The sequence below is a fragment of the Aeromonas sp. ZOR0002 genome, from assembly GCF_963866995.1.
GTDB lineage: Bacteria > Pseudomonadota > Gammaproteobacteria > Enterobacterales > Aeromonadaceae > Aeromonas > Aeromonas caviae.
In genome coordinates, this window is record NZ_CAWMFQ010000133.1 from 33,648 (window position 1) to 47,997 (window position 14,350).

Below are 14,350 nucleotides of genomic sequence, written 5' to 3' on the forward strand. Positions count from 1 at the left end.
AGTGGTGGCGGCGGCAGCTTTGGCGGCGGCGGTGCATCTGGCGGTTGGTAATCAGGGAAAAAGAGACAACAAGATGATTTCAAAACAGTTTTTCCACACCTTGCAGGCCAGGGTTCGACAGGCCGAGCAGGCCACGGATGCCGAACTGGTCACCGTGCTGGCCCCGGCCAGCGATGGCTATCGCTATATCCCGACCCTGTGGGCCGCCCTGCTGGCCATGCTCACCCCCCTGCTGGTCTTCCAGCTCGGCTTCTGGCTTGGCTGGTACGAGATCCTGCTGGTGCAGTGGTCGGTCTGGTTGCTGCTGAGCCTGCTGTTCCACTGGACGCCCATCAAGATGCGGCTCATTCCCCACAAGGTACGCCGTCACCGGGCCGCCCTGATGGCCCGCCTGCAGTTTGTCGAGCAGGGACTTCACCGCACCCGGGACCGGCTCGGTGTGCTCATCTTCGTCTCGGTGGCGGAGCACTATGTGGAGATCCTGGTAGACGACGGGATCGCCCAGCACATCGACAACACCCAGTGGCAGCAGATCATCGACGACTTCGTGGTTCGGGTACGCAACAAGGAGGTCGAGCAGGGGTTCCTGGAGTGCGTGGAGCGCACCAGCGCCATTCTGACCGACGCCTTCCCCGCCACCCGGGATCAGAACGAGCTGCCTGACAGCCTGATCATTCTCGACAAGCCTTGAACGGGATTAAAAAACCGGCATTCTGTTCAAGGGATAGGCACTCGATAAAGATTATGAAAAATAAGGGGAAAAGTGGTTGACCCAGGCAGCCCTTTCCCCTAAATTACGCCCCGTTCCAGCGCAACGGCGCAGCGAACACCGTGTTGGCTGAACACGTTAAACCACAGACAAAATTTGGTGCGGTATCCGAGAGGCTGCCCACCGACGAAGTCGGCAAGATGCACGCGCAGCGTGCTCCGAAAGCCACTTCAAGCAGTAAAAATTTGGTGAGGTGTCCGAGTGGCTGAAGGAGCACGCCTGGAAAGTGTGTATACGGCAACGTATCGAGGGTTCGAATCCCTCCCTCACCGCCAAATTGTAAAAACCGACCTCAGGGTCGGTTTTTTGCTTCAAGGCGTCTGCCAGCCCCCTGACAAGAGAAACCCGTCATCGGCGGGGGCCAGAAAAAGCGGTTTGCCGCGATACCTGGCCGAGTGCCGCCCAGCCAATCCCTTCCGCCTCGCTGCTCTCTGTCGACAGGGGATATACCCCGAGGGCAGCCAGCCCTTTCTCGTTGACAGCGTATTACGCCAAGCAAACAGAAATTGACGATATAAATAACCAATATCCTCTCACAGATAGCACAGTATATTGTGATATCACTTGGATAACCGCCTCGTCCTGCCATGCCGGCACCGTCAACCTGCTCTACAGATCAAGCGGTACAGGCCGATGCCACCGGACACTACCGGGTCTGCGCAACCTCTCGGATATTGCTCACCGATTGGATATCGTTTTGAAAAACTGATAGTTAAATGGCTACACTAGCCTCACACATCGCATAGGGATATGGACAAATGAGTCTTATTGGCTTGCTGCTGGCCCTGGCAGCCATTCTGGGTGGCAACATGATAGAAGGGGGGCACCCCAGCGCCCTGCTCGATCTGCCCGCCTTTCTCATCGTGATCGGCGGTACCGTCGGTGCCGCACTGACCCAGTTTCCTTTTTCCGTGGTTGGTAAAACCCTCAAGCGCTTCAAGTGGCTCATCACTCCCCTGCGCCTCGACATGCTGGAGCAGGCCCAACTGCTTGAAACCCTGGCGGGCAATGCACGGCGCAGTGGCATGCTGGCACTGGAGGGCATGATCGACGACATCAAGGATCCCTTCCTGCAAAAAGGGGTACAGATGATGGTCGATGGCTACGAGAAGACCAAAATCCACGAGGTACTGGAAAACGAGATCGAGTTCGAGCAGGAAGATATCGAACAGACCGTCAAATTCTACGAGGCCATGGGGGGCTACTGCCCGACCATGGGGATCGTCGGGGCCGTATTTGGCCTCATTCACGCCATGGGCCTGCTGGATGCCCCCGACAAGCTGGGAGGCGCCATCGCGGTGGCCTTTATCGCCACCATCTACGGGGTGTCGGCCGCCAACCTCATCTTCCTGCCCTTCGGCAACCGCTACAAGTCGTTTGCCCACCAGATCCGCCACTACAAGGAGATGACCCTCACCGGCATCCTCTGCATCGTGGACGGCGAGTCACAGCAACGGCTGCAAGTGACCCTTGAGCCTTACCTCGGAGGCCACAGTGGCGAAAAAGAAAAAGGCTGAGGCGCCGGAGAACCACGAACGCTGGCTGGTCTCCTACGCCGACTTCATGACACTGCTGTTCGCCCTGTTCGTGGTGCTCTACTCCTTCGCCATGGCCAAGCAGTCGGAGACTCGCGTGCTCATTCAGGGCTTTATCGAATCTCTTGGCAAGATAGGGCTGGTCTCCCTTCCCGCCGGCTCCCCCGTGATGCAGGGGGGCACAGGCATACTGGAACCCGAGTCCAAGACCACCCCCAATACCTCCCAGAAAGAGCAGGTGCTGGATACCCAGACGCCCGCAGCGGCGGCCGACCCTTTCAACGAGACCATCGGCTCCTCGGAGAAACCTACGGCCACGGAGTCCTGGCCCCACAAGACCAAGGAGCAGGATTGGGTCACGGTCACCAAGCAGAAGCTGGATCAGCAGCTCAAGAGCCAAATCGAGTCCAAGGAGATCGAGGTGGAGCAGCTTGGCAGCCAACTGGTGATCCGCATCGGCGAGAAGACCTTGTTCCCGGCCGACTCCGCCTTCTTGCAGCCCCAGTTCATTCCCCTGGTCAACAAGGTCTCGGACGTGCTGGCGGACATTCCCGGCATGGTGGTGGTCACCGGTCACACCGACAACTCCCAGGCGCCGGTGGAGCTCTATCGCAACAACTGGGAGCTGTCGGTGCTGCGGGCGGCCACCATCACCCACACCCTGCTGACCAACCCCAAACTGGATTCACGACGGCTGATCGCCCAGGGGGTGGCGGATACCCAACCCCGTTATCCAAACGATACCCCGGCTCACCGCCAGGCCAACCGCCGGGTGGAGATCGTGCTCTCCCAGGGCAAGGCGACAGAGCAGAGCCTCCCCGTTCTCCAACCCTGAAACAGACCCCGCCATGCGGGGTCTTTTGTTTCCTGCCATCCACCGGATTTTCAAACTATCCGGTTTTTTTCTGCTAAATAAAAACGATTGAAAACAATTCTCAAACGAGAAAGTTGACCCCGCTAGCAAAACACAATTTTCATCCCGTTGATTAATAATTAATCCTTTGAAATGACATGTAAATCAGTACGAAAGTGGCATACTACGTAACGTCATTGTTAAGTCACATGATTAATTTGGTTAGGGAAAAACCTATATGTTTGCTGATATTGCCGTCCAGCACTGGGCTTTTGCTGTCTATGTCATTGGCGCCATCTGTATCTGCTTGACCATGATAGGCCTGGCGGCCTTGCTGGGGGGGCGCGCCTATGGCCGTGCCAAGAACAAACCCTTCGAATCCGGGGTGGATTCCGTCGGCAACGCCCGCCTGCGCTTCTCCGCCAAGTTCTACCTGGTCGCCATGTTCTTCGTCATCTTCGATGTCGAAGCCCTCTATCTCTTTGCCTGGTCCGTCTCCGTTCGGGAGAGCGGCTGGGTCGGCTTCATCGAAGCCACCATCTTCATCACCCTGCTGCTGGTAGGCCTCCTCTACCTGTGGCGCATTGGTGCCCTCGACTGGGCCCCGAAAAAGCGTGTCCTGACTGACAAGAAACCAGACTGAACTACCGATTATCTCTTTGAGGTTGCACCATGAAGTACACCCTGACCCGGATTGACCCGGATGCGCCCGTTGAGCGCTACCCCCAGGAACAGCGCCAGACCGTCGATGATCCACTGGCGCAGCAAGCGACCCGCGGCATCATGATCGGGCGCCTCGAAGAGGTGCTGCAAGACACCGTCAACTGGGGCCGCAAGAACTCCCTCTGGCCCTACAACTTCGGCATCTCCTGCTGCTACGTGGAGATGTGTACCGCCTTCACCTCTCCCCACGACGTGGCTCGCTTCGGCGCTGAGGTCATACGAGCCTCCCCCCGTCAGGCCGACTTCATGGTGATTGCCGGCACCCCCTTCATCAAGATGGCCCCTGTCATCCAGCGGCTCTATGAGCAGTTGCTCGAACCCAAGTGGGTCATCTCCATGGGTGCCTGCGCGAACTCCGGCGGCATGTATGACATCTACTCCGTGGTACAGGGGGTGGACAAGTTCCTGCCGGTCGATGTCTACATTCCGGGCTGCCCGCCCCGCCCCGAGGCCTTCCTGCAAGCCCTGATGCTGCTGCAGGAGTCCATCGGCAAGGAACGCCGCCCCCTCTCCTGGGTGGTGGGGGATCAGGGGATCTACCGTCCCCAGATGCAATCCGAGAAGGAACGCAAGCGCGGCGAGCGGATCAACGTGACCAACCTGCGCACGCCGGATGAGATCTGATCATGAAACTGACTCGAGAATTCCCAAGCAATTACACCATGGCCCAGTGGCAAACCGCCGATCACGCCGATGCCCAGGTGGTCGGCGAGCTGTTCGCCCACTTCGGTGCCGAGCGCTTCACCGTGCAGAGCACCCGTACCGGCGTGCCGGTGGTCTGGCTGCCCCGCGAGCTGCTGCTGGATGTGATGGGCTTCCTGCGCAAGCTGCCCTCCCCCTTCGTGATGCTGTTCGATCTCAGCGCCACCGACGAACGGATGCGCAGCCATCGCCACGGCCTGCCACAGAGCGACTTTACCGTCTTCTATCACCTCATCTCCATCGACCGTAACGCCGACGTGATGCTGAAGGTGGCGCTCAAGGAGAGTGATCTCCATCTGCCCACCGTCAGCCGCCACTTCCCCAACGCCAACTGGTACGAGCGGGAAGTGTGGGATCTGATGGGGATCACCTTCGATGGCCACCCCCATCTGACCCGCATCATGATGCCCAAGAGCTGGCAAGGGCACCCCTTGCGCAAGGACTACCCGGCGCGCGCCACCGAGTTTGATCCCTTCATGCTCGATGCGGTCAAGCAGGATCAGGAGCAGGACAACCTGCTGTTCAAGCCGGAAGAGTGGGGCATGGCCCGCGGCAACGAGAACGAGGACTACATGTTCCTGAACCTCGGGCCGAACCACCCCTCCGCCCACGGCGCCTTCCGCCTGGTGCTGCAACTCGACGGAGAAGAGATCCGCGACTGCGTGCCCGACATCGGCTATCACCACCGCGGCGCCGAGAAGATGGGCGAGCGCCAGTCCTGGCACAGCTACATCCCCTACACCGACCGGGTCGAATACCTGGGCGGCGTGATGAACAACCTGCCCTATGTGCTGGCGGTCGAGAAGCTGGCCGGCATCAAGGTGCCGGCGCGGGTCGACATGATCCGGGTGATGATGGCGGAACTGTTCCGCATCCAGAGCCACCTGCTGTTCCTTGGCACCTACATTCAGGACGTGGGGGCCATGACCCCGGTCTTCTTCACCTTCACGGACCGCCAGAAGATCTACACCATCATCGAGGCCATCACCGGGGCCCGCATGCACCCGGCCTGGTTCCGCATCGGCGGCGTGGCCCACGATCTGCCTGCCGGCTGGACCCGCCTCATCCAGGACAACCTGTTGAGCTGGCTGCCCAAGCGGTTGATGGAGTATGAAAAGGCGGCCATGCGCAACAGCATACTGCGGGGCCGCACCATCGGCGTCGCCGCCTACAACACGGCCCAGGCCCTGGCCTGGGGCACCACGGGGGGCGGTCTGCGGGCCACGGGGCTCAACTTTGACGTGCGCAAATGGCGCCCCTATTCCGGTTACGATCAGTTCGAGTTCGAGGTGCCGGTGGGTAGCAACGGGGACGCCTACGACCGCGCCACCGTACGCATCGAGGAGATCCGCCAGAGCCTGTCCATTATCGAGCAGTGCATGAAAAACATGCCTGAGGGCCCCTTCAAGGCGGATCACCCGCTCACCACGCCACCGCCCAAAGAGCGCACCCTGCAGGACATCGAAACCCTGATCACCCACTTCCTGCAAGTCTCCTGGGGGCCTGTCATGCCGGCCGCCGAGTCCTTCCAGATGATAGAGGCGACCAAGGGGGTCAATAGCTATTACCTGACCAGCGATGGCTCCACCATGAGCTACCGGACCCGGATCCGCACCCCGAGCTTTGCCCACCTGCAGCAGATCCCCTCGGTGATCCGCGGCCAGATGGTGTCGGATCTTATCGTCTACCTGGGCAGTATCGATTTCGTTATGTCAGATGTGGATCGTTGAGTCCTCTCGCCCCGGCAGCCGGGGCGAAGGGCAAGACGCGCAGTAAAGGGACAAGCCACAAAAGGTCAAGTCATGAGCCAATGTCAGTGTCACAATAACCAGACCCCACAAGGGCAAGGGGCATGCAGCAGCCAGCAGGGAGATTTCGTCCTGAGCCAGGCCGAGCGCGATGCCATCGAACACGAGAAACACCACTACGAAGATCCCCGAGCAGCCAGCATCGAAGCGCTCAAGATAGTGCAACAGGCCCGTGGCTGGGTGCCTGACGGCGCCATTCACGCCATCGGCGCCGAGCTCGGCATCCCCGCCAGCGACGTGGAAGGGGTCGCCACCTTCTACAGCCAGATCTTCCGCCAGCCGGTGGGTCGTCACATCATCCGCGTCTGCGACAGCATGGTCTGCTACATCAACGGCCACGAGCAGTTGCTTGCCGGTCTGAAAGAGGTCGTCAATCTGGCCCCCGGTCAGACCTCCCCGGATGGCCGCTTCACCCTGCTGCCCGTCTGCTGCCTCGGCAACTGCGACAAGGGGCCGGCCATCATGATCGATGACGATACCTATGGCGGACTCGATGCCGTCAGCCTGCTGAAAACCCTGGAGGCTTACCCATGAGCATTCAGCCAGGCAAGACGCTTGCCTCCCTCGGTACCGCCAACCGCATCCCCCGTACCGCCGAGACTCACCCTCTCACCTGGCGCCTGCGAGACGACGGCCAGCCGGTGTGGCTCGAGGAGTATCAGGCAAAACAGGGCTATGAAGCCGCCCGCAAGGCGCTGGGCCAGATGAGCCCGGATGACATCGTCAGCACCGTCAAGGATGCCGGCCTCAAGGGACGCGGCGGCGCCGGTTTCTCCACCGGCGTGAAGTGGGGCCTGATGCCCAAAGACGAGAGCATGAACATCCGTTACCTGCTCTGCAACGCCGACGAGATGGAGCCCAATACCTACAAAGACCGCATGCTGATGGAGCAGCTGCCCCACCTGCTGATCGAGGGGATGATCATCAGTGCCCGGGCTCTCAAGGCCTATCGCGGCTACATCTTCCTGCGCGGCGAGTACGTGGATGCCGCCATCCACCTGCGCCGCGCCGTGGAAGAGGCCAAGGCCGCGGGGCTCCTTGGCAAGAACATCCTGGGCTCGGGCTTTGACTTCGAGCTGTTCGTCCACACCGGCGCAGGTCGCTACATCTGCGGCGAAGAGACGGCCCTCATCAACTCCCTGGAAGGACGGCGCGCCAACCCGCGGGCCAAACCCCCCTTCCCCGCCGTCTCCGGCGTCTGGGGCAAACCGACCTGCGTCAACAACGTCGAAACCCTGTGCAACGTCCCCGCCATCATCGGCAACGGTGTGGCCTGGTATCAGGGGCTGGCACTGCCGGGTTCGGAAGATCACGGCACCAAGCTGATGGGCTTTTCCGGCAAGGTCAACAATCCCGGCCTGTGGGAGCTGCCCTTTGGCATCACCGCCCGCGAGCTGTTCGAAAACTACGCCGGCGGCATGAAGCCCGGCTATCGTCTGAAAACCTGGCAACCGGGCGGCGCCGGCACCGGCTTCCTGCTGCCCGAGCACCTGGATGCCCAGATGTATGCAGGCGGCATCGGCAAGGTGGGCACCCGCATGGGCACCGGGCTCGCCATGGCGGTGGATGACAGCATCAACATGGTCTCCCTGCTGCGCAACATGGAGGAGTTCTTTGCCCGCGAATCCTGCGGCTGGTGCACCCCCTGCCGCGACGGCCTGCCCTGGAGCGTCAAGATCCTGCGGGCGCTGGAGCGGGGCGAGGGCCAACCCGAGGATCTCGCGACCCTGGAACAACTCGTCAGTTTCCTGGGCCCGGGCAAGACCTTCTGTGCCCATGCCCCCGGCGCCGTCGAGCCCCTTGGCAGTGCGATGAAGTATTTCCGGTCCGAGTTCGAGGCTGGGGTCAAGGCCCCCCATGACAATCACAAGCTGTTCAAGGGTATCCAGCCCAACCTGCTGGGCGAGCGCTGGTAAGCGCCAGGACGCATCGGGCAATAGCCGATTTCATAAAACAGGTTTCAGGGAAGTTGTATGGCAACCATTCATGTAGACGGTAAAGAGTACGAGGTAGACGGGGCAGACAACCTGCTGCAAGCCTGTCTGTCGCTGGGTCTGGACGTCCCCTATTTTTGCTGGCACCCGGCGCTGGGTAGCGTCGGTGCCTGCCGCCAGTGCGCGGTCAAACAGTATCAGAATGCCGACGACAAGCGCGGCCGCCTGGTCATGTCCTGCATGACCCCTTCCACCGATGGCACCTATATCTCCATCGAGGATGAAGAGGCGAAGGAGTTTCGCAAGACGGTGGTGGAGTGGCAGATGACCAACCATCCCCACGACTGCCCGGTGTGTGAAGAGGGTGGCGCCTGCCACCTGCAGGACATGACGGTGATGACGGGCCACAACAGCCGCCGCTACCGTTTCACCAAGCGCACCCACCAGAATCAGGATCTGGGCCCCTTCATCAACCACGAGATGAACCGCTGCATCGCCTGCTACCGCTGCGTGCGCTATTACAAGGATTACGCCGGTGGCGAGGATCTCGGGGTCTATGGCGCCCATGACAACGTCTACTTCGGCCGGGTCGAGGATGGCACCCTGGAGAGCGAATTCTCCGGCAACCTGGTGGAGGTCTGTCCCACCGGCGTCTTCACCGACAAGACCCACTCCGAGCGTTACAACCGCAAGTGGGACATGCAGTTCGCCCCCAGCATCTGCCAGGGGTGCTCGGTCGGCTGCAACATCAGCCCGGGTGAGCGCTACGGCGAGCTGCGCCGCATCGAGAACCGTTTCCACGGCGCCCTGAACCACTATTTCCTCTGCGATCGCGGCCGCTTCGGCTACGGTCACGTCAATCTGACCGACCGCCCGCGCCAACCCCTGCTGCAAGATGGCAGTGACAAGCTGGCCATCACGGTGGATGGTGCCCTGAACCGGGCCGCGGATGCGCTGCGCACCGCCAGCGGCGTCATCGGCATCGGCTCACCCCGCGCCTCCTTGGAGAGCAACTTCGCCCTGCGCGAACTGGTGGGGGCCGCCAACTTCTACTCCGGGGTCGAGCAGAGCGAATGGAAATGCCTGCAGAAGATGCTGGACATTCTGGAGCACGGCGGCGTGCGCACTCCCAGCCTTCGCGATATGGAAGAAGCCGACGCCGTGCTGGTGCTCGGGGAAGATGTCACCCAGACCGCCGCCCGCATCGCCCTGGCCCTGCGCCAGGCGGTGAAAGGCAAGGGGCGCGAAATTGCCCGCAAGCTCAAGGTGGATCTCTGGCAGGTCGCTGCCGTGCAGACCCTGGCCCAGAACCAGCGCTACCCCTTGCTCATCACCAGTCTGGATGCCACCCGCCTGGATGACGTGGCGAGCAGCACCCTGCACGCCCCCCACGCGGATCAGGCACGCCTCGGGTTTGCCATCGCCCACCTGCTGGACGCCAGTGCACCTGCACCAACGGATCTCTCCCCCGAACAGCAGGCCCTCGCCGCCCAATGGGCCGACCTGCTTGGCAACGCCAAAAAGCCCCTCATCATCGCAGGCAATGGTGCCCGCAACGAGGCGCTGATCGAAGCGGCCAGCAACATCGCCCGCGCCCTCAAGGGCCGTGGCCAGGCCGCGGAGCTTGCCCTGGTGGCTCAGGAAGCCAACAGCCTGGGGCTGGCCATGCTGGCCCGGCATGCCGCCCCGCTGGAGGCAGCCCTCGAGCGCATGGAAGGGGAAGAGAGGCTTGCCCTGGTCGTTCTTGAGAACGACCTCTACCGCCGAGCCCCCCGCAGCCGGGTGGACGCCGCCCTGGATCGCCTGCAACACCTGCTGGTCATCGACCATCAGGAGACGACCACCGCGAAGAAGGCGGATCTGGTGCTGCCTGCCGCCAGTTTTGCCGAAGGCGATGGCACCCTGGTCAACATGGAAGGCCGCGCCCAGCGCTTCTTCCAGGTCTATGCTCCCGCCTTCTACAACGCCGATATCCAGGTGCGCGAAAGCTGGCGCTGGCTGGATGCCCTGCAAGGGAGCCAGCAACCGCGTTCGGTTCGCTGGAGCACCTTCGACGATGTGAGTCGCGATTGTGCCGCCAGCGCCCCGTTGCTCACCACCATGGGTGAAGCTGCACCCAACGCCGGCCTGCGCATTCGCGGCATGAAGCTCGCCCGGGAGCCGCACCGCTACAGTGGTCGCACCTCCATGCTGGCGAACCAGAACGTGAGCGAGCCCAGAGTCGCCCAGGATCCCGATTCGCCGTTCGCCTTCTCCATGGAAGGCTACGCCGGTGCCCGCCAGCCCCTCTCTCAGGTACCGTTTGCCTGGGCGCCGGGCTGGAACTCCCCCTCCGCCTGGAACAAGTTCCAGGACGAGGTGGGTGGCAACCTGCGTGCCGGGGATCCCGGTCGCCGCCTGCTGGAGCCGGGCGAAGGCAACCTGGGCTGGTTTGGCGCCATCCCGGCCCCCTTCCAGCCCGCCGCATCCCTGCAGGTGGTGAGCTATGACCAGCTGTTCGGTGGCGAGGAGCTCTCCGCCAGAAGCCCGGTCATCCAGGCTCGCATGGGTGAACCCACCCTGGTACTGAACCCGGCGGATGCCGCGCGCCTGGCACTGTCCCCTGACGCACTGGTGGCCTTATCCTGGGGTGGCAACCACTGGCGCCTGCGTCTTCGCCTGAGCGATGCGCTGGCTCCGGGCCTGGCAGGGTTGCCACTCGGGGTGAACGGCCTGCCGACCGCCCTGCACCACGCCCTGATCGATAACCTGCAGGAGGTCATCGCATGAGCGACTCTCTGATGGATCTGCTGATCGAGGTCGGCAAGGCCCTGGTCGTGCTCGTGGGGATCGTGGGGGCTGGCGCCTTCATGAGCTTCATTGAGCGCCGCCTGCTGGCACTGTGGCAGGACCGTTACGGCCCCAACCGGGTTGGCCCCTTCGGCCTGCTGCAACTGGCGGCCGACATGGTCAAGATGTTCTTCAAGGAGGACTGGATCCCGCCCTTTGCGGATCGCCGGATCTTCGTGCTGGCCCCCATCATCGCCTTCACCGCCTTCATCCTGGCGTTTGCGGTGGTGCCCATCACCCCCACCTGGGGCGTGGCGGATCTCAACGTGGGGCTGCTCTATATCCTGGCGATCGCCGGGCTGGCGGTCTATGCCGTGCTGTTCGCCGGCTGGTCGAGCAACAACAAGTACTCCCTGCTCGGCAGCCTGCGCGCCTCGGCCCAGACCCTCTCCTACGAGGTCTTCCTTGGCCTCTCGCTCATGGGCATCGTCATCCAGACCGGCAGCTTCAACCTGCGTGACATCGTCGAGGCCCAGGCCGGCATGTGGAACGTGATCCCCCAGATCCTGGGCTTCGTCACCTTCCTGTTTGCCGGGGTCGCCGTCACCCACCGCCACCCGTTTGACCAGCCGGAGGCCGAGCAGGAGCTCGCCGACGGCTATCACATCGAGTACGCAGGCATGAAGTGGGGTCTCTTCTTCGTGGGGGAGTACATCGGCATCGTGCTGATCTCTTCCCTCATCGTGACCCTCTTCTTCGGTGGCTGGCACGGCCCCTGGCTGCCGCCCTTCATCTGGTTCGCCCTGAAGACCGCCTGTTTCATGGTGTTCTTCATCCTGCTGCGGGCCTCCCTGCCCCGCCCGCGCTTCGACCAGGTGATGTCCTTTGGCTGGAAAGTGTGCCTGCCCCTGACCCTGCTCAACATGCTGGTCACCGCTGCCGTGGTGCTGATGAATGCGTGAGCAAAACGAGATGGACATGACGATGATTCGGCGGTCTGCGGCAAGGAAACGCCCAGACGCCAGTGCTGATAAATGTGCAGTGAGGCACCTATGAAAATTACGAGCATTATCAAGGGTGTTGGCACCCAGTTGCGCAGTCTTGGGATGGTCTTCTCCCATGCCTGGCGCCCCCGTGAAACCCTGAGCTACCCGGAGCAGCCGGTCTACGCCGCCCCCCGTTTTCGCGGTCGCATCGTACTGACCCGGGATCCTGACGGCGACGAACGCTGCGTGGCGTGCAACCTGTGTGCTGTTGCCTGCCCGGTCGGTTGCATCTCCTTGCAGAAGTCGGAGCGGGAAGATGGTCGCTGGTACCCGGAGTTCTTTCGCATCAACTTCTCCCGCTGCATCTTCTGCGGCCTGTGCGAGGAGGCCTGCCCCACCACCGCCATCCAGCTGACGCCGGATTTCGAGATGGGGGAGTATCGTCGCCAGGATCTGGTGTACGAGAAGGAAGATCTGCTGATAAGCGGCCCCGGCAAATACCCGGACTACAACTTCTACCGCATGAGCGGGATGGCCATCGACGGCAAACCCAAAGGGGATGCCGAGAACGAAGCCAAGCCCATCGATGTCAAGAGCCTGCTGCCCTAGGAGTCAATCATGGAACTGGCATTCTATGCCGCGGCCCTGGTCGCCGTTTACAGCACGCTGCGGGTGATCAGCACCAGCAACCCCATGCATGCGCTGCTCAATCTCATCATCTCCCTCATCGCCGTGGCCATGATCTTCTTCTGCCTGGGCGCCGCCTTTGCGGGGGCCCTGCAGGTGATCGTCTACGCCGGCGCCATCATGGTGCTGTTCGTGTTCGTGGTGATGATGCTGAACCTGGGAAGCGCCCAGGATCAGGAGAAGAAGTGGCTCACCCCCATGACCTGGGGTGGCCCGGCCCTGCTCTCCCTCATTTTGCTGGGCTTTCTGGCCCACGGCATTCTCGGCGTGACCGGCGGTGAACTGGGTCTGACCGAGGTCAGCGCCAAGGAGGTCGGTATCGCCCTGTTCGGCCCCTATGTGCTGGCGGTGGAGCTCGCCTCCATCCTGCTGCTGGCGGGTCTGGTCACCGCCTATCACCTGGGCCGCGAGGACAAGAGCGGGGAAGTGCTCTCCGTGCCTCGCACCACACAGGAAGGAGGTCAGCAATGAGCGACATCCCCGTGGTAATGCATGGCTCGCTGCCGGCAGCCCGCCCCCTTTCCATCCAGCAAGCACAAGGAGCATGGCGATGAGTGGAATTCCCATGGAGCACGGCCTCCTGCTGGCGGCCATTTTGTTTGCCATCGGCCTGTGCGGCCTGCTGATACGCCGCAACCTGTTGTTTATCCTCATGAGTATCGAAATCATGATGAACGCGTCCGCCCTGGCGTTCGTGGTGGCGGGTAGCCGCTGGGCCCAGGCCGACGGCCAGATCATGTACATACTGGTGATTTCTCTGGCGGCAGCGGAGGCCAGTATCGGCCTCGCCCTGTTACTGCTGCTCTATCGTCGTTACCACACCCTGAACGTGGACACTGTGAGCGAGATGCGCGGATGAGCCTCCTATATCTGACTTTCCTGTTCCCGCTGCTGGGATGGCTGCTGCTGGCCTTCTCCCTCGGCCGCCTCGGCGAGCGCACCTCGGCGCTCATCGGTGTCGGCAGCATCGGTCTCTCGGCCCTCACTACCCTGTGGGTCGGCATCGATTTCCTCAATACCATGCCGGAAGGCGGCGTCTATACCCAGACCCTGTGGCAGTGGATGACGGTGGGCGAGTTCCAGCCCGCCTTCCGTCTCTCCCTGGATGGGCTATCGCTGACCATGCTGGGGGTCGTGACCGGGGTGGGCTTCTTCATCCACCTGTTCGCCTCCTGGTACATGCGCGGGGAAGAGGGGTATTCACGCTTCTTCACCTACACCAACCTCTTCATCGCCAGCATGCTGTTCCTGGTGCTGGCCGATGACCTGCTGTTCGTCTATCTGGGCTGGGAAGGAGTGGGGCTGTGCAGCTACCTGCTGATCGGCTTCTACTACAAGGATCGCAACAACGGTGCCGCCGCCCTCAAGGCGTTCGTGGTGACCCGGGTCGGCGACGTCTTCCTCGCCATCGGGCTCTTCGTGCTCTACCGCGAGCTCGGCACCCTCAACATTCACGAGCTGCTGGTGCGAGCCCCTGCGATGTTTGCCGACGGCTCCCCTGCCCTGTCGTTTGCCTGCCTGATGCTGCTCGGCGGCGCGGTCGGCAAGTCAGCCCAGCTGCCGCTGCAGACCTGGCTGGCGGAC

General features: G+C 62.1%; 14 protein-coding genes and 1 tRNA gene. All 15 read left to right on the forward strand.

The window, feature by feature from the left end; all coding sequences use genetic code 11:
- Positions 1 to 73: 73 nt before the first annotated feature.
- The gene (locus tag AACR77_RS07885) at positions 74 to 691 is read left to right on the forward strand and encodes a TPM domain-containing protein (protein WP_039038708.1); all 618 of its coding nucleotides are present in this window, start codon (positions 74 to 76) and stop codon (positions 689 to 691) included.
- 265 nt (positions 692 to 956) lie between these two features.
- Positions 957 to 1,044: transfer RNA gene (locus AACR77_RS07890), tRNA-Ser, on the forward strand.
- A gap of 483 nt (positions 1,045 to 1,527) precedes the next feature.
- Positions 1,528 to 2,286, forward strand: coding sequence for a flagellar motor protein (locus AACR77_RS07895; RefSeq protein ID WP_039038709.1), 759 nt, complete (start codon positions 1,528 to 1,530; stop codon positions 2,284 to 2,286).
- Positions 2,264 to 3,139, forward strand: coding sequence for a flagellar motor protein MotB (locus AACR77_RS07900; RefSeq protein ID WP_042880697.1), 876 nt, complete (start codon positions 2,264 to 2,266; stop codon positions 3,137 to 3,139). Before AACR77_RS07895 ends, AACR77_RS07900 begins: the two co-directional genes overlap by 23 nt.
- Before the next feature lie 256 nt (positions 3,140 to 3,395).
- Positions 3,396 to 3,800, forward strand: a complete 405-nt coding sequence (locus tag AACR77_RS07905; RefSeq protein ID WP_039038710.1) for an NADH-quinone oxidoreductase subunit A — start codon at positions 3,396 to 3,398, stop codon at positions 3,798 to 3,800.
- A gap of 29 nt (positions 3,801 to 3,829) precedes the next feature.
- Positions 3,830 to 4,504 (forward strand): NuoB/complex I 20 kDa subunit family protein, encoded by a 675-nt coding sequence (locus tag AACR77_RS07910; protein WP_010675028.1) that lies wholly within the window; start codon positions 3,830 to 3,832, stop codon positions 4,502 to 4,504.
- Positions 4,505 to 4,506: 2 nt separating this feature from the next.
- A complete protein-coding gene (nuoC, locus tag AACR77_RS07915) occupies positions 4,507 to 6,312 on the forward strand; it encodes an NADH-quinone oxidoreductase subunit C/D (protein WP_042880699.1) in 1,806 nt (601 codons plus the stop codon).
- A gap of 72 nt (positions 6,313 to 6,384) precedes the next feature.
- Complete coding sequence (gene nuoE, locus AACR77_RS07920) at positions 6,385 to 6,924, forward strand: NADH-quinone oxidoreductase subunit NuoE (RefSeq protein ID WP_010675030.1); 540 nt, start codon at positions 6,385 to 6,387, stop codon at positions 6,922 to 6,924.
- On the forward strand, positions 6,921 to 8,306 hold the full coding sequence (gene nuoF, locus AACR77_RS07925; protein WP_042016644.1) for an NADH-quinone oxidoreductase subunit NuoF: 1,386 nt from the start codon (positions 6,921 to 6,923) through the stop codon (positions 8,304 to 8,306). The genes nuoE and nuoF overlap by 4 nt, the downstream gene beginning before the upstream one ends.
- A gap of 57 nt (positions 8,307 to 8,363) precedes the next feature.
- A complete protein-coding gene (nuoG, locus tag AACR77_RS07930) occupies positions 8,364 to 11,093 on the forward strand; it encodes an NADH-quinone oxidoreductase subunit NuoG (protein ID WP_042880701.1) in 2,730 nt (909 codons plus the stop codon).
- Entirely contained in the window at positions 11,090 to 12,055 is a 966-nt protein-coding gene (gene nuoH, locus AACR77_RS07935; protein ID WP_010675033.1) for an NADH-quinone oxidoreductase subunit NuoH, read from the forward strand. Before nuoG ends, nuoH begins: the two co-directional genes overlap by 4 nt.
- 90 nt (positions 12,056 to 12,145) lie before the next feature.
- The gene (nuoI, locus tag AACR77_RS07940; RefSeq protein ID WP_010675034.1) at positions 12,146 to 12,688 is read left to right on the forward strand and encodes an NADH-quinone oxidoreductase subunit NuoI; all 543 of its coding nucleotides are present in this window, start codon (positions 12,146 to 12,148) and stop codon (positions 12,686 to 12,688) included.
- A gap of 9 nt (positions 12,689 to 12,697) precedes the next feature.
- Positions 12,698 to 13,237: an NADH-quinone oxidoreductase subunit J gene (nuoJ, locus tag AACR77_RS07945; RefSeq protein WP_010675035.1), complete on the forward strand. Its 540-nt coding sequence runs from the start codon at positions 12,698 to 12,700 to the stop codon at positions 13,235 to 13,237.
- Between the two features lie 79 nt (positions 13,238 to 13,316).
- On the forward strand, positions 13,317 to 13,625 hold the full coding sequence (gene nuoK, locus AACR77_RS07950) for an NADH-quinone oxidoreductase subunit NuoK (protein WP_010675036.1): 309 nt from the start codon (positions 13,317 to 13,319) through the stop codon (positions 13,623 to 13,625).
- On the forward strand, positions 13,622 to 14,350 hold a 729-nt coding region (locus tag AACR77_RS07955; protein WP_042880703.1), incomplete at its 3' end, for a proton-conducting transporter transmembrane domain-containing protein. The genes nuoK and AACR77_RS07955, both read left to right, overlap by 4 nt.